This window comes from Gammaproteobacteria bacterium (ex Lamellibrachia satsuma) (genome assembly GCA_019623805.1).
Lineage (GTDB): Bacteria > Pseudomonadota > Gammaproteobacteria > Chromatiales > Chromatiaceae > QGON01.
The window spans coordinates 3,904,757-3,921,398 of sequence record CP053680.1; the positions used below are offsets into that span (position 1 = coordinate 3,904,757).

13 protein-coding genes are annotated in these 16,642 nt (G+C 56.3%); 11 read left to right on the forward strand and 2 right to left on the reverse strand.

All coding sequences use genetic code 11. The annotated features are described in order from the left end of the window. Together HPY30_16820 and HPY30_16825 are read left to right on the forward strand one after the other, a co-directional pair. Positions 1-474 (forward strand): hypothetical protein, encoded by a 474-nt coding sequence (locus HPY30_16820; protein QYZ67499.1) that lies wholly within the window; start codon positions 1-3, stop codon positions 472-474. 279 nt (positions 475-753) lie between these two features. Continuing rightward, positions 754-1,551: a flagellar hook-length control protein FliK gene (locus HPY30_16825; GenBank protein ID QYZ68103.1), complete on the forward strand. Its 798-nt coding sequence runs from the start codon at positions 754-756 to the stop codon at positions 1,549-1,551. Between the two features lie 76 nt (positions 1,552-1,627). On the opposite strand, the gene wecB is transcribed toward HPY30_16825, so the two are convergent. Further along, entirely contained in the window at positions 1,628-2,758 is a 1,131-nt protein-coding gene (wecB, locus tag HPY30_16830) for a UDP-N-acetylglucosamine 2-epimerase (non-hydrolyzing) (GenBank protein QYZ67500.1), read from the reverse strand. A 377-nt stretch (positions 2,759-3,135) separates the two neighbouring features. After that, positions 3,136-4,455: a TRZ/ATZ family hydrolase gene (locus tag HPY30_16835; GenBank protein QYZ67501.1), complete on the reverse strand. Its 1,320-nt coding sequence runs from the start codon at positions 4,453-4,455 to the stop codon at positions 3,136-3,138. A 67-nt stretch (positions 4,456-4,522) separates the two neighbouring features. On the opposite strand from HPY30_16835, the gene mtnA reads away from it, so the two are divergent. The 9 genes from mtnA to cmk all read left to right on the forward strand — a co-directional run bounded on the left by mtnA (position 4,523) and on the right by cmk (position 16,554). Then, positions 4,523-5,587 carry an S-methyl-5-thioribose-1-phosphate isomerase gene (mtnA, locus tag HPY30_16840; GenBank protein QYZ67502.1) on the forward strand — a complete coding sequence of 355 codons (1,065 nt, stop codon included), beginning with the start codon at positions 4,523-4,525 and terminating at the stop codon, positions 5,585-5,587. Between the two features lie 297 nt (positions 5,588-5,884). Then, a complete protein-coding gene (gyrA, locus tag HPY30_16845; GenBank protein QYZ67503.1) occupies positions 5,885-8,467 on the forward strand; it encodes a DNA gyrase subunit A in 2,583 nt (860 codons plus the stop codon). 173 nt (positions 8,468-8,640) lie between these two features. Continuing rightward, positions 8,641-9,720, forward strand: a complete 1,080-nt coding sequence (gene serC, locus HPY30_16850; GenBank protein ID QYZ67504.1) for a 3-phosphoserine/phosphohydroxythreonine transaminase — start codon at positions 8,641-8,643, stop codon at positions 9,718-9,720. 245 nt (positions 9,721-9,965) lie between these two features. Then, a complete protein-coding gene (locus HPY30_16855; protein ID QYZ67505.1) occupies positions 9,966-11,147 on the forward strand; it encodes a phosphoglycerate dehydrogenase in 1,182 nt (393 codons plus the stop codon). A 31-nt stretch (positions 11,148-11,178) separates the two neighbouring features. Further along, a complete protein-coding gene (gene pheA, locus HPY30_16860; protein ID QYZ67506.1) occupies positions 11,179-12,264 on the forward strand; it encodes a prephenate dehydratase in 1,086 nt (361 codons plus the stop codon). Positions 12,265-12,432: 168 nt separating this feature from the next. After that, a complete protein-coding gene (locus HPY30_16865; protein ID QYZ67507.1) occupies positions 12,433-13,533 on the forward strand; it encodes a histidinol-phosphate transaminase in 1,101 nt (366 codons plus the stop codon). Continuing rightward, complete coding sequence (locus HPY30_16870; protein ID QYZ67508.1) at positions 13,530-14,396, forward strand: prephenate dehydrogenase/arogenate dehydrogenase family protein; 867 nt, start codon at positions 13,530-13,532, stop codon at positions 14,394-14,396. Before HPY30_16865 ends, HPY30_16870 begins: the two co-directional genes overlap by 4 nt. A 161-nt stretch (positions 14,397-14,557) precedes the next feature. After that, entirely contained in the window at positions 14,558-15,883 is a 1,326-nt protein-coding gene (aroA, locus tag HPY30_16875) for a 3-phosphoshikimate 1-carboxyvinyltransferase (GenBank protein QYZ67509.1), read from the forward strand. 2 nt (positions 15,884-15,885) lie between these two features. Next, on the forward strand, positions 15,886-16,554 hold the full coding sequence (gene cmk, locus HPY30_16880) for a (d)CMP kinase (GenBank protein QYZ67510.1): 669 nt from the start codon (positions 15,886-15,888) through the stop codon (positions 16,552-16,554). The last annotated feature ends 88 nt before the right edge of the window (positions 16,555-16,642 follow it).

Below are 16,642 nucleotides of genomic sequence, written 5' to 3' on the forward strand. Positions count from 1 at the left end.
TTGGACTGGCTGCTTCGCCTGCCGTTACTTTGGGTACTGATACTGCTGGCGGGATGCAGCGATCCCCCCTACCTGTCACCGGAGGATCAGGTCCGGCAATTCGTCGCCAGAGGTGAAGTCGCGGTGGAGGGCCGGGACCTGAGCGATGCAGCAGCACTGATCTCGGAGCAGTATTCTGATGGTATAAGGCGTACCCGACATGAGATCAGACGCCTGCTGGCAGGTTATTTTCTACGGCACAAATCGATTCATGTCGTCTACCGGATCGACCAGGTGGAGTTGCTTGAGGATGCGCAGGCGCAGGTCGTTCTGTTTGCAGGCATTGCCGGTACCGCTCCTGTGGGTAGTGAGGCGTTGAGCCAATGGCGCGGTGAACTGTTGCGCATTGAGTTGCTGGTGGCACTGGAAAGTGATGAAGAGTGGCGCCTCCAGTCGGCCAAGTGGCGCCGGGCGAGCAAAAATGATCTTTTGTAGGGTGCGCTGTGCGCACCATGACTGCTAAGGGGTCGGAGTCAATCTGGCCCGGTTTATGCTGGTTACTTGTCAGGATTCGTATGACAGGCCGTGTTTATGCTTCAGTTACCCGCACTACCCGCCAGCCAGGGAGCCGCTACGCTCTCGGGTGCCTCATCAGGAAAAGGCGGTAATCAGTCAGCTGTATCACCGGACAGCGCGCCGGAAAACCCTTTTGATCAGCAGATGCAGGAGATGATCGACGACCTCGAAGAGGGTGTAGTCGTTGCTCTGCCGCTGATGCCGGATGTAGAGGGGGGTGACAAACTGACCCCGTTTATAGTTACCGGCGGCAACCTGCTGCCGTTCAACCCCGCTGCAAACGGCAAGACAATGCCGCAAGCTGCTATCCAATTGACAGACACCTCTGGCTTGCAGACAGTGTTGCCCCCCATCGGTACGGACGCCCAGGCTGACATGAAAACCGCCTTGATGCTCGGTCAACTGGCCCAGGGAGCTGTGAAAGGTGACCTGGCTGGTTTGGGCAGGGTTTCAGAAGGTGTTGCCCTTGAGGGCAGGACAACTGGAGAAGTTACCGGTGGATTCAACCTGGCCGGATTCCAGTCAGTTGGTGCCGGCGCTTCTGCCCGGCCGGGCATGGAGATGCTGCGGGTCGATGTGCCAGTCAGCCAGCCGGGGTGGGATCAGGCCGTAGGAGAACGTATTCAGTGGATGCTCGGCCGCAATATCCAGAGTGCCGAAGTCAAGCTGACACCGCCGAATATGGGGCCGATGGAGATCCGCATCTCCGTGCAAAATGACCAGGCCAGTGTAAGTTTCATCGCTCAGCAACCCCTGACGAGGGAGGCCCTGGAGGCTGCGATACCCCGTTTGCGTGATATGTTGGGTGAAGCCAACCTGAACCTGGCCAACGTGGACGTGGGACAGCGTGAGAGCCAAGATGCGCAACCCGGTGCTGAAGAGCGAGGCAGGGGAGAAGGTGTAGGTATTGGTGGTGAACCCGCGAACTTGCCGGAATCAGGAGAACCTCAAGCGACAAGGCGGATATCGAACGGTCTGGTAGACGATTACGCCTGACGAAACCTTGGAGTACCGGTGCGCATGGCGCACCCTACAATCTCGGACAGTAGGGTGCAACCCGCGCACCATGACGCTATGTGTCCAACAACGATTTGATCGAATCGACCACCCGGCCGGCGGTCTTGCCGTCCCAGAGATCTGGTACGCTGCCTTTACCTGATTCACCCCGAAGTACTGCGTCGATCTGTCCCTCGATGCTCTCCAGTGTGCCTAGCTGGTTGGTGCCCTGGGTGATGGTAATCGGCCGCTCAGTATTGGGGCGAAGGGTCAGACAGGGGATGCCGAGATAGGTTGTCTCTTCCTGCAGGCCGCCGGAGTCAGTGATTGCGATACGGCAGTTGAAGACCAGATTCATGAAACTGATGTAGTTCTGCGGTTCCAGTAATTTGATGTTGGGATTGTCTGAAATCGATGACAGCAGCCCGGTGCTCTCCAGATTCTTGCGTGTTCTTGGATGAACCGGGAAGACGATGGTCAGCGCTTTGGCAAGATGGGACAACATGTCGCAGAGCGACTTCAAGGAAGCCGGATTATCCACATTGGCCGGTCGGTGCAGGGTGACGACGGCATATTCCCCCTTTTCCAGCCCCAAATTGGTATAAGTCGGGTCAGCTTCTATCTTGTCCCGCATCATCTCCAATGAATCGATCATGATGTTGCCGACCCGGATGATCTTCTCCCTGGCGACGCCTTCATGGAGCAGGTGTTCGTCTCCGTCTGAAGAGGGGGTCCAGAGAATGTCCGCCAGCACATCGGTTGCCAGGCGGTTTACCTCTTCAGGCATGCTGCGGTCGAAAGAGCGCAGGCCAGCCTCGAGGTGAGCGACCAGCGGACGATTCAAGCTGCTGGTGTCATCGGGATCGTAGACGACCTTGGTGGCTGCCAGCGTACACGCGATGGTGGAGTTGACGTCGCCGACCACCACCACCATGTCTGGTTTGTGTTCCAACACGACCTTCTCATAGGCCATCATGACCTTGCCCGTCTGTTCTGCGTGGCTGCCGGTGCCTGCGCCCAAATGGATATGTGGCTCCGGGAGTTGCAGGTCATGAAAAAAGGCATCGGACATGTTCAGATCATAGTGCTGGCCCGTATGCACGATTTTCGGATCGGCCCACGACTCTTTGGCGAGCGCGTGGTAAAGCGGTGCGATCTTCATAAAGTTGGGCCGGGCTGCTGCGATCAGGTGTATGTTCCGTTTCATTGACTAAAGTCGCTCCGATTATTGTTTCGTCCTGGATCTTTCTTTCGCTGACTATGGGTATGGCTGCCCGGCAGCAATAAGGAAGATGGTTTATTTTGATGTCTGGGGTCGGGTGGTAATGTTATTTTTTGTAAGGATTGAAGTATGGAATACCACTCTGTATCGGTTTTCAACTCTGAAACTTGAATACGGGTTAATTCCTAACCCAAGTTTCGGAGTTTGTGATGATGTTGGCATGGGATATGGCAAACGTAGGGTGCGCACAGCGCACCCTACCTGATGAAGCATACGTCCCCCTTCATTTTCTCAGGGTGGCTTGAACTCCTAAACTTGAGTGCCTGACAGTCGCCAGAAAATAAGGGAATCATCGACATAGATCAAGCTTCGGCGATTTTCTGCTGCCAGTGATTGGCGCGTGAAATGACGCTGGCCTCGTCGATGGTCGTAAGCGCTCCATCACGCAGCAGTTCGCGGCCGGCAACCCAGACGTGATTGACCTGTTCGCGGCTTGCTGCATAAACCAGCTGGGAGATGGGATGGTACACCGGCTGTGTGTTGAGTCGTTGCAGGTCCACCGCCACCAGATCCGCTGATTTGCCGGTCTCCAGTGAGCCAGTTACGTTACCCAGACCCAGTGCCCGTGCGCCATTGATGGTCGCCATGGAGAGTGCGCTTGCGGCTGGTACGGCACTGGCATCCTCCGCTACGCCCTTTGCCAGCAGTGCAGCGGTATGCATCTCGCTGAACATGTCGAGGTCGTTGTTGCTGGCAGCGCCGTCGGTACCCAGAGCGACATTCACTCCGGCTTTCATCAGGCGGTTGACCGGGCAGAAGCCGCTGGCCAGTTTGAGGTTTGATTCGGGGCAGTGGACGACGTGGCCGCCTCCGTCAGCAAAGATCTCGATCTCACCCGTTTCCAGATGGGTCATATGCACGGCCATCAACGAAGGGGTGAGCAGTCCCAGCTCCTGCAGGCGCTGCATCGGGCGGTTTCCGTGATTCTGCAGTCCCTGCACAATCTCGTCGTTTGTTTCATGCAGATGGATATGTACCGGAATCTCCAGTTCGTCAGCCAGTACCCGGATGCGCTCCAGGGGTTCGTTGGAGACGGAGTAGGGGGCATGAGGGGCGAAGGCGGTATGGATCAGGTTATTGCCACGAAACTGGTCATGTACCTCCAGCCCTTTATGTAGGTAGTCATCGGCATCCGTGGCCCAGGCCGAAGGAAAATCGATGGCGATGAGCCCCACAACGGCCCGTATTCCCGCCGCATCGGCAGCGCGCCCTGCGACGTCCGGGAAAAAGTACATGTCACTGAAGCAGGTGGTGCCGCCGCGCAGCATCTCCGCTATTGCGAGCTGGGTGCCGTCGTGGACAAACTCTTCGCTCACCCAGTGCCCCTCGGCAGGCCAGATATGTTCGTTGAGCCAGGTCATCAGGGGGAGATCGTCGGCCAGACCCCGCAGGAGTGACATGGAAGCATGTGTATGGGCATTGATCAGACCGGGGATAAGCGCGTGCCCGGTCAATTCAAGCTCATTGGCGGCCAAATATTTTTCCCGTGCCTCCAAGGTCGGCAGAATGTCGAGAATGCGCCCCCCCTCGATGGCGAGTGAATGATTTTCCATTACCAGGTTTTCCGGCACGACAGGGATGATCCACTGTGCGTGGATCAGGGTATCGACAGTAGAGGGCATAGGGTAATCTTGCCTTTTTTATTGAATTTGCCTAAATAGCGCCAAATTTGCCACGGGAACCCTAAAGATGGAAGCACCAGATAGAAAGATTGAGCCCACACCCGATACTGCGATCGTCTGGCGTGAAAACCGGCTCTGGTTATTGGACCAGCGTTATCTGCCTGCAGCAGCCGACTATCTGGAGCTGAACAGTACTGCCGCAACGGCAGATGCCATTCGGGATATGGTGGTTCGTGGTGCGCCGGCAATCGGCGTCACAGCGGCATATGGCGTGGTGCTGGCGGGCAGGGATGCATTTGCGTCTGCGGCATCGGAGTGGAAACAACGGATTGGTCCGGGAATGGAGAAGCTGCGTCAGTCACGGCCTACCGCCGTGAATCTCTTCTGGGCGCTCGATCGGATGCAGTCCCTGATAGATGATCTGCCTGAGACAGAGAACCCGGAAGCCGCCCTGCTGAAGGAAGCCGTGGCCATCCATCGAGAAGATGTGGTGGCAAACCAGCGCATGGGGGCGTTGGGTGCCTCGCTGATCGATGGGCCCACCGGGGTTATTACCCACTGTAATGCAGGGGCGCTCGCCACCGGTGGATACGGTACCGCCCTTGGGGTGATTCGCAGCGCCCATGCTGCCGGGTTGATCGATCAGGTGTTCGCGGATGAGACGCGGCCCTGGCTGCAGGGATCCCGCCTCACTGCCTGGGAACTGCTGCAGGACGGCATCTCCGTGACCCTGCTGGCCGATGGCGCGGCGGCAAGCCGCATGTCCCAGGGCGGTATCGGATGGATTATCGTCGGTTCCGACCGCATTGCCGCAAACGGAGATGTGGCAAACAAGATCGGTACCTATGGTCTTGCAGTGGCGGCAAAGTTTCATGGGGTGAAGGTTATGGTGGCGGCGCCGACCTCCACCATCGATATGCAGACGGCTTCCGGAGAGGATATCCCCATTGAAGTCAGGGATGGGGACGAGCTTCTCTCCTGCGGGAATAAACGCATCGGCGCCGAAGGGGCAGGGGTCTGGAACCCGGTTTTTGATGTGACCCCAGCCGGGTTGGTCGACGCTATTGTCACCGAGAAGGGCGTTGTTCACTCGCCGAACGCAAAAAAGATGCGTGAATTGATGGAAAAGTAGGCTGAGACGGCCTGAAAATCGATTTCAGACGTTTTTTATACAGCAGCAGGGGCAGTGGCTATGGTATAATTCGCTTTTTATAACGCCTCTCTCAAAGGCCAGTTCTGAAAAATTGGTTATTGTCATTTCGACCATAGGGAGAAATCTCATACCTCGACAGCGAGCAAGCGCTTCGTTGCCGGAGATCTCTCCCTGCGGTCGAGATGACAGGATTCTTTAAACAGAGCCTCCTTGGGTGGCTGTCCAATATTTGGACAAATACCTTAAATTCGTACCCGCGAAAGATAGCAGACGTCCATGAGCGAATTCGCCAAAGAAATCCTGCCGGTCAACCTGGAAGACGAGATGCGTCAGTCCTATCTCGATTACGCCATGAGCGTAATCGTGGGGCGCGCACTGCCGGATGTCCGCGACGGTCTCAAGCCGGTCCACCGCCGCGTTCTCTACGCGATGAACGAACTCGGCAACGACTGGAACAAGCCCTATAAAAAATCGGCGCGTATCGTCGGGGACGTCATCGGTAAATACCATCCCCATGGCGATACCGCGGTCTATGACACCATGGTGCGAATGGCTCAGCCCTTTTCCATGCGCTACCTGCTGGTGGATGGTCAGGGTAACTTCGGCTCGGTGGACGGGGATTCACCTGCGGCCATGCGATACACCGAAGTTCGTATGTCGAAGATCGCCCACACCATGTTGGACGATCTGGACAAGGATACGGTCGATTTCGTTCCCAACTATGACGAAACGGAACATGAACCCAGTGTCCTGCCGGCCAGGGTTCCGAATCTGCTGGTCAATGGCTCTGCCGGTATCGCCGTGGGCATGGCCACCAATGTGCCGCCGCATAATCTGACAGAGGTGATCGACGCTTGTGTGGCGCTGATCGACAATGACCAGATCACCATCGATGAACTGATGCAGCATGTGCCCGGTCCTGATTTCCCGACGGCGGGCATTATCAACGGCGCTCTGGGCATTCACGAGGCTTATCATACCGGCCGTGGCCGCATCTATATGCGGGCCCGCACCGAGATCGAGACCGATCCGTCCAACAACCGGCAATCGATCATCGTCCATGAATTACCCTACCAGGTGAACAAGGCGCGCATGCTGGAGCGCATCGCCGATCTGGTGAAAGAGAAGAAGATCGAAGGCATTACCGAACTGCGCGATGAGTCCGACAAGGATGGCATGCGCGTGGTCATCACTCTGCGCCGTAGCGAGGTGGCGGAGGTGGTGCTGAATAATCTCTTCCAGCACACCGCAATGCAGAGTGTATTCGGCATCAACATGGTTGCCTTGGTGGATGGTCGACCCCGCCTGCTGAATCTCAAGCAACTGCTCGAATTCTTCATTCGTCACCGCCGTGAGGTGGTGACTCGCAGAACCCTGTTTCAACTGCGTAAGGCGCGCGACCGTGCGCATGTGCTCGAAGGTCTGGCGGTTGCACTCGCCAACATCGACGAAGTCATCGAACTGATTAAAAAGGCGTCCAGTCCTGCCGAGGCCAAAAAAGCGTTGTTGGCGCGACACTGGAAATCAGGGGCGCTGGAGTCGATGCTCGAAAGGACTGGTGCCGGGAGCACCAGGCCGGAAGGATTGACGTCGGAATTTGGTCTGACCGATGAGGGTTATCGCCTTACCGAGGTACAGGCCCAGGCGATCCTCGACCTGCGATTGCATCGTCTGACCGGTCTGGAGCAGGATAAGATCATCAAGGAGTACGAGGAGCTGCTGGAGAAGATTGCCGATCTGCTCGATATCCTCGGTAATCCGAACCGCCTGATGCAGGTGATCCGTGAAGAACTTCTGGCCATTCGCGAGCAGTATGGTGATGAACGGCGTACCGAGATTCTGCAGAACCGGCTGGATCTGACTCTGGAAGACCTGATCACCGAAGAGGATGTGGTGGTGACACTCTCCCACGGCGGTTATGCCAAGGCTCAGCCCATCACCACTTATCAGGCGCAGCGCAGGGGCGGCAAGGGTAAGATGGCGACAGCGACGAAGGACGAGGATTTTATCGACAAACTGTTCGTTGCCAGCACCCATGACACGATTCTCTGCTTCTCCAATCGAGGCAAGATCTATTGGCTGAAGGTCTATGAATTGCCCCAGGCGGGCCGCAATGCGCGCGGTAAACCGATGGTTAACCTGCTGCCGCTGGAAGGGGATGAGCGCATCAACGCCATCCTGCCGGTGCGTGAATATACCGATGACCGTTATGTCTTCATGGCGACCAGTTCCGGTACGGTGAAAAAGACGCCGCTGGAGGCCTTCTCCAGGCCTCGGGCCAATGGCATTATTGCCGTGGATCTGCGCGATGGGGACAAACTGATCGGTGTCGATATTACCGACGGTAACCAGGATGTGATGCTCTTCAGCAGTTCCGGCAAAGCGGTGCGTTTCAAGGAATCCAATGTACGAGCCATGGGGCGTACCGCTTGTGGTGTGCGCGGCATCAAGCTTGAAGGGGGGCATGAGGTGGTCTCCCTGATTGTCGCGGAACATGGCGACGTCATGACCGTGACTGAAAATGGCTTCGGCAAGCGCACAGCGGTGGATAAGTACCCGGTGCATGGCCGCGGCGGCATGGGGGTTATCTCCATTCAGACTTCGGAGCGCAATGGCTCTGTGGTTGGCGCAGTGCAGGTTGATGATGATGATGAGGTGATGATGATCACCGACGGCGGGACGCTGGTGCGTAACCGTGTCGTCGATGTCTCCCGGATGAGCCGTAACACCCAGGGTGTCATAATGATCCGCCTGAGCAAGAAAGAAAAACTGATCGGCATCGAGCGCGTCGAAAGTCTCGACGAGGCGGAGGGTGCGGAAGCGTCCGATGAGGCCGAGAGTGAGAATCCTGATGCGTAGGCCCGATCAAGCGTAGCGGATCGGGCGTATTCGGATGACTGAATAGATAGGGTTGTTGCCGGTTCCGCTACGCTTGAACCGGCCTGCTTCTGTTCCTAACGAAATTAACACATGCTTGTAGTAGAAATGTTACGGCATTAAAACTTTAAATATCAGTATATTGAGAGGCAAAGATGTCACGTGTCTTTAACTTTAGCGCTGGTCCTGCGGCGCTGCCGGAAACCGTTCTTCAGCAGGCGCAGGAGGAACTTCTCGACTGGCATGATGCGGGTATGTCGGTCATGGAGATGAGCCACCGGGGCAAGGAATTCATGTCCATCGCGGAAACGGCAGAGGCCGATCTGCGGGAGTTGCTGGCGGTGCCGGACAACTACAAGGTGCTCTTTCTGCAGGGTGGTGCCTCCAGTCAGTTTGGCATGGTGCCGATGAATCTGACCCGGGATAACAACAAAGTCGATTATATCAACACAGGTTCCTGGTCGAAGAAGGCGATCGCCGAGGCGAAGCGTTACTGTGACGTCAACTTGGCTGCCGATCTAACCGGTGGTTTCACCCGTGCCCCGGCACAGCCGGAACTGAATCTCCGCAGTGATGCCGCATACGTTCACTACACGCCCAACGAGACCATCGAGGGCGTGGAGTTTCCCTATATCCCGGATACAGGTGATGTGCCGCTGGTGGGTGATTTCTCCTCCACCATTATTTCCCGCCCGTTGGATGTGTCAAAATACGGCATTATCTATGCCGGTGCGCAGAAGAATATCGGCCCTGCCGGTCTGACTCTGGCCATTGTCCGCGAGGATCTGATCGGGGAGCCTATTGATGGTACGCCGGTGATGTTCCAGTATGGGACTCACGCCAAAACGGGTTCCATGTACAACACCCCGCCGACCTATGGCTGGTATCTGGCCGGACTGGTCTTCAAGTGGCTCAAAGGCAAGGGTGGACTGACGGCGATGGCCGAGATCAACGCGCGCAAGGCCGCTGCCTTATATGCCGCTATCGACGGTTCTGACTTCTATGCCAACCCGGTGGAGATTGCGAGCCGCTCCTGGATGAATGTACCGTTTACTCTGGCAAACGCTGAATTGGACGGCAAGTTCCTGGAAGGGGCTGCGGCTGTGGGTCTCAAGACTCTCAAAGGACATCGTTCTGTAGGTGGCATGCGTGCCAGTATCTACAACGCCATGCCGGAAGAGGGCGTTAAGGCCCTGATCGAGTATATGGCCGAGTTCGAACGGACTCACGGTTGATTTAAGAAACTAAGGAACGCGAAGGGCGCAAAGAACGCTAAGAAATATTTAAGGACCTCTGGTAAATAAGGGTCATTGTCATCTCGACCGTAGGGAGAGATCTCAATCTACAGAGTGATTGATTACGAGGTATGAGATTTCTCGCTACGCTCGAAATGACAATAGGTCAGAGTTTTCATAAATATTTCTTAGCGTTCTCCGCGTCTCAGCGGCATCCGTGTTGATAGCACCAAGGTTGAAGTAATATGCACAAGATACTGACATTAAACAATATTTCTGTGGTCGGGCTGGATCGTCTTCCGCGAGAAAAATATGAAGTGGCCTCCGAGATCACTCACCCCGATGGGATCCTGCTTCGCTCCTACAAGATGCACGATATGGAGATTCCAGAGACAGTGAAAGCAATCGGCCGCGCCGGCGCCGGTGTGAATAACATCCCGGTCGATAAGATGACGGGGAAGGGTATCGCCGTCTTCAATGCGCCGGGTGCCAATGCCAATGCGGTGAAGGAACTGGTGATTGCCGGCACCCTTATCGCCGCACGTAATCTTGGCCAGGCCTGGCAGTTCGCCACAGGTCTTGGTGGCGAAGATGCCGCTATCACAAAGGATGTGGAGGCGGGCAAAAAGAATTTTGTCGGCTTTGAGCTGCCTGGACGCACCATGGGTGTCATCGGTCTGGGTGCCATCGGCGTTAAGGTGGCCAACGCCTGTCGTGTGCTGGGCATGAACGTCATTGGCTACGATCCGACGATCACTGTGCAGAGCGCCTGGAAACTGGCGGCCGATGTGGAACAGGCGCTGAGTGTGGACGACCTGTTGTCCAAAGCGGATTTTGTCACTTTCCATGTGCCGCTGAATGACGCCACTGCCAACATGATCAATGAGGATCGTCTCAAGCTGATGAAGCAGGGATCGGTACTGCTTAATTTCGCCCGCAACGGCATCATCGATGACGAGGCTGCCGTAGCGGCGCTGGACAGCGGACAGCTCTACGCCTATGTCTGCGATTTTCCCAGCAATCTGCTAAAGGGTCATCCCCGGGTGATTACGCTGCCGCACCTGGGTGCATCCACCAAAGAGGCAGAGGACAACTGTGCCATCATGGTGGCCGACGAAGTCAGTGACTATCTAGAGAATGGAAATGTTACCAATTCGGTGAATTTTCCCGAGATTAACCTGCCGCGCAACGGTGATGGTGGATACCGGATTGCTGTGGTCAACAGCAATGTGCCAAATATGGTGGGTCAGATCTCCAGTGATCTGGGCAATGCCGGGCTGAATATCATCGATATGCTCAACAAGTCTCGCGGTGATATCGCCTTTACGCTTCTGGATGTGGATAGTGAGCCCCAACAGGCCATACTGGATGAGCTGGCTGCCATTGACGGAGTACTCTCCGTGCGTTGCCTGGGCTGCAAAAAGTAAGGCAGGGAGCGACCGAGGCCGGACTGCGTACATGAGCGACAACGATAAGCTGGAGGCAATCCGCGAGCGTATCGACTCCCTGGATCAGCAGATTCAGCAACTGATAAATGCCCGTGCGGCAGCGGCCCAGGAGGTTGCCGATATCAAGCTGGCAGCAGATCCCGATGCGCAATTCTACCGCCCGGAACGCGAGGCGGAGGTGCTGCGTCGGGTCAAGGCCCGCAATACCGGCCCGTTGGATGGTGAAGAGGTGGCGCGTCTGTTTCGCGAGATCATGTCCGCCTGCCTGGCACTGGAGCAACCCCTCAAGATTGCATTTCTTGGTCCGGAAGGTACCTTTACCCAGGCAGCAGCTCTCAAACACTTTGGCCATTCGGTCAAAACAACATCCCTGGGTTCTATCCCCGACGTGTTTCGAGAGGTGGAATCCGGTATCTGCCAATATGGCGTGGTGCCGGTGGAAAATTCCACAGAGGGGGTGATCAGCCATACACTGGATACCTTTCTCTCTTCTCCATTGATGATTTGTGGGGAGGTCTCCCTGCGTATCAATCACAATCTGTTGAGCCATGAGGCTGGTTTGGATGCGATCAAGACTGTCTATTCGCATCAGCAATCCCTGGCCCAATGCCGCAGCTGGCTTGATCATCATCTGCCGCGCGCTGAACGCGTTGCTGTGGGTAGTAACGCAGAAGCGGCCAAGATGGCATCGGATGCATCGGGTTGTGCGGCTGTCGCCGGCGAGACCGCTGCGGAAGTCTATGCGCTGCCGGTGCTGGCGAGCAACATTGAGGATGAGCCGGGTAATACCACACGTTTCCTGGTCATTGGCAACAAGGATGCGGCAGCGAGCGGTGAAGATAAAACCAGTCTGCTTTTTTCCATTCGTAACGTGGCCGGTGGCCTGCACACGATCCTCTCTCCTTTTGCCGAACACGGCATCAGCATGACGCGCATCGAATCACGGCCGTCGAGACGTGGCAGATGGGACTACGTCTTTTTTGTCGATATCAATGGTCATCGTAATGATCAATCGATAGCAGAGGCGCTGGCCGAGCTGGAAAAGAAAGCGAGCCTGTTCAAAGTGCTCGGTTCCTATCCGAGAGCGGTTCTTTAAAAGGGCCTTGCTTGAATGCTGTTTTCGTCGTCATTTCGACCGCAGGGAGAAATCTCATCCCCAGTGCTCCGTAGCTGGAGATCTCTCCCTGCGGTCGAGATGACCCGATTTGCCCGGTGCATCTTTAAAGAGATGCACTGAACTGACCCTTTCTTCTACTATTGATGCATGAACCGATTCATTGAAAATGTTACTCCCGGTATCGCTGAGCTGACGCCCTATGTTCCAGGGAAACCCATCTCCGAACTGGAGCGGGAGTTGGGCATCAGTCACTCGGTAAAACTTGCCTCCAATGAAAATCCGTTGGGTGCCAGTCCTAAAGTGGCAGCGGCGATCGGGCGGTCGATAGCGGAATTGGCCCGTTATCCCGATGGAGGGGGGCATGACCTGCGGTTTGCATTGGGGGTAAAGCATGACGTGGATCCGGCATGCATCACCCTTGGCAACGGCTCCAACGATGTGCTGGATATGATCGCCCGGGTCTTTTTGGCGCCGGGAAGCGAGTCTCTCTTCTCTCAGTATGCCTTTGCTGTCTATCCCATCAGCAGTCAGGCTGCAGGGGCGAAACTTGTGATCGCACCTGCTGATGATTACGGCCACGACCTGGATGCGATGCGGCTAAGCATTACCGGCGCTACCCGCGTCATCTGGATTGCAAACCCCAACAACCCCACCGGTACCTGGCTCGAAGCTGATAAACTCAAGGCGTTTCTCGCTGCTGTTCCGGAGAATATCATTGTTGTGGTGGATGAGGCCTACAGCGAGTATGTGACTCAGAAAACCTACCCGGATGTTTCCCGGTGGCTCAATGATTTCCCCAATCTGGTGGTCACCCGTACCTTCTCGAAGGCTTATGGGCTGGCCGCCCTGAGGGTCGGTTACGGCATCAGTCATCCCGATGTGGCGGAACTGCTCAACCGGGTGCGCCAACCTTTCAATGTGAACAGTTTTGCTCAGGTGGGTGCATTGGCTGCGCTGGAGGATCAGGCATTTATCCAATCATCGGTGGAGGCCAATCTGGCAGGTCTGACTCAATTGATCGAGGGCTTTGAGGCATTGGGTCTCGGCTATATCCCCTCGGCAGGTAATTTCATCGCGGTTGAATTGGGCTGTTCCGGCGTGGAGATCGATCAGGCTCTGTTGCGGGAGGGTTGTATCGCGCGGCCGGTGGCTAACTACGGGATGCCGAACCATCTGCGGGTCACCGTGGGGTTGCCGGAAGAGAACCGGCGTTTTCTGGATGCTCTGAAAAAGGTGCTGGGACGATGATCAGAAAACTTGCCATCATCGGGGTCGGTTTGATTGGCGGATCCATGGCCCGCGCCCTGCGTGAGGAGGGTGTGGTACAGGAGATCGTCGGTTGCGGGCGTAGCAAGCCCAACCTGGAGCGGGCGGTTGAACTGGGTGTTATCGACCACTATACCCACGATATCGGTGAAGCTGTCAGGGGGGCGGATTTGATTGTCCTGGCAGTACCGCTGGGTGCAATGGAAGCGACTTTTCGCGCCATGCAGGACCATCTTGCAGACGACGCGGTGATCACCGATGTGGGCAGCGTAAAAGGCAGTGTTGTCGAGGACGCAGTCAAGGTCTTTGGTGAAGCCCCGGCTTTTCTGGTGCCGGGTCACCCTATTGCCGGTACTGAGCGGAGCGGTGTCGATGCGTCGTTCCCGGAGCTGTTTCGCAACCGCCGGGTTATCCTGACGCCGCTGGACAACACCGATCCGCAAGCGCTGCAGAAGGTCGAGCAGGCTTGGCGGCATTGTGGTGCCGATCTCAGCTACATGGCTGTGGCGCATCACGATGAGGTGCTGGCTGCGACCAGTCATCTTCCCCATATGCTGGCCTACAGTCTCGTGGACAGCCTGGCACGCATGAAAGAGAACGACGAGATCTTTCGCTATGCAGCGGGTGGTTTTCGGGACTTTACCCGTATCGCCTCCAGCAATCCGGTCATGTGGCGGGATATCTGCCTGGCAAATCGTGAGGCGCTGGGCGGTATGTTGAAACGTTTTGCCGGTGAGTTGCATGGCATGGCGGATGCACTGGAAAAAGACAACGCAGAGGGCCTGCTTGAAATCTTTGAACGCGCCAAGGCGGCACGGGATCGTTATATCGACGGGGTAGAGTAGCTTCTTATCAGCAGAGTTTCCTTAATGAATCTTTCAATGAATAGAGAAGCCTGTCATCTCTCCCTATGGTCGAGATGACAATAGCCATTTAATTCATAGGTTGTATGGGAGGCTTCTTGAATGGCCCCCTCCAACGGTTCAAATATATTGAGAGAAAGTAGTTGAACGCATCATCCAACATAAAATTTCACGTCAAACCTGGCGGCAGTCTCACCGGCAGCCTGCGGGTACCGGGTGACAAATCGATCTCCCACCGCTCCATCATGCTTGGTTCTCTGGCCGAGGGTATGACTGAAGTGACCGGTTTTCTTGAAGGAGAGGACAGTCTGGCGACCCTCAACGCCTTTCGCCGGATGGGGGTTGAAATAGTGGGGCCGGACGCAGGTAAGGTAGTGATCCACGGCGTCGGTAAACACGGACTCAAGGCGCCGGATGCCCCTCTTGACCTGGGCAACTCCGGAACCTCGATGCGGCTGCTCTCCGGTCTGCTGGCAGGGCAGGGTTTTGAAGTGACTCTCAGTGGTGACAGTTCTCTCTCCGGACGGCCGATGAAACGGGTCACCGAACCCCTGGCGCAGATGGGGGCAAAGATCGATACCGCTGAAGGGGGAACGGCCCCTTTGGTCATACATGCCAATCGCTCGATGCAGGGCATGGACTACAGATTACCGATGGCCAGTGCCCAGGTGAAATCCTGTGTGCTGCTGGCGGGACTCTATGCGGCAGGGGAAACCTGTATCACCGAACCGGCGCCGACCCGTGACCATACCGAACGTATGCTGGAGGGGTTCGGTTACGCGATCCGGCGTGAAGGGGCGCGGGTCTGCCTGACTGGCGGAGGAAAGCTGTCCGCCTGCAATATCGATGTCCCGTCAGACATCTCTTCCGCCACCTTTTTTATGGTTGGCGCCACTATTGCCGAAGGCTCGGATGTCACTCTGGAGCATGTCGGTATCAACCCGACCCGGGAAGGCGTCATCAATATCTTGCGGCTGATGGGGGCGCAGATCGAGGTCTTCAATGAGCGAACCGTGGGCGGCGAGCCAGTGGCGGATATCCGGGTGTGTTCCAGTCGGCTCAAAGGCATCCGTATTCCTGAAGATCAGGTGCCCCTGGCCATCGATGAATTCCCGGCAATCTTTGTCGCCGCCGCCTGTGCCGAGGGGGAGACCATCCTGACCGGCGCCGAGGAGCTGCGGGTCAAGGAGAGTGACCGCATACAGGTGATGGCCGATGGGCTGAATACGTTGGGCATAGATGCCAAGGCGACGCCTGGCGGCATTGTCATACAGGGTGGGACGATCCAGGGTGGCACGGTCGACAGTCATGGCGATCACCGGATTGCCATGTCCTTTGCCATGGCGGCGCTGCGTGCCACAGGAGATATCCACATCGACGACTGCGCCAATGTGAATACCTCGTTTCCCGGCTTTACCGGTCTGGCCGGCGGGGCAGGGCTGCGGATCAGCAGTTCGGAGGATGCTTGAGCATGGTTCGGGTGATTACTATCGATGGGCCCTCAGGATCCGGCAAGGGCACCATTACTCAACAGGTGGCAGAGGCCACCGGCTGGCGCATTCTTGACAGCGGCGCGATCTACCGAGTGCTGGGCCTGATGGTTGATCGTGCTGGAATCAGTGTCGATCATGTCGATAAACTTGCCAAAATGGCGGAAAAGATGCCGCTTGCCTTCGATGGAGAACGGGTTTTGCTGGATGGCGAGGATGTTACTGACGCAATTCGCACCGAGACTGCAGGAAATGCGGCCTCCAAGGTGGCGGCGGTACCGCAAGTGCGCGCCGCGCTGTTGCAGTGGCAACGCAACTATGCACAAGCGCCCGGTCTGGTGGCTGATGGGAGGGATATGGGAACGGTCGTCTTCCCCGCAGCGGAGGTCAAAATTTTCCTCACCGCGAGTGCCGAAGAACGTGCCCGTCGTCGCTATAAACAGTTGAAAGACAAGGGATTGAGTGTTAATCTCGCCCGTCTCACTACAGAGATCCAGGAGCGTGATGAACGCGACAGGAATCGTAGCGTGGCTCCACTTGCAGCGTCGGAGACGGCACTGGAACTGGATTCCACTGAGATGACCATTGATGAGGTTGTCGAGAAGGTAATGGAAAAGGTGCGTTTCACCTTTTCCGATCTCAACGTCTGACCCTCAATGATGCCGGCAGTGGCCGGATAAGCGGCTGGATCGACCAGCTATTTTTTTAACCATTAACCTGGCAGGTTTTTACAACTGC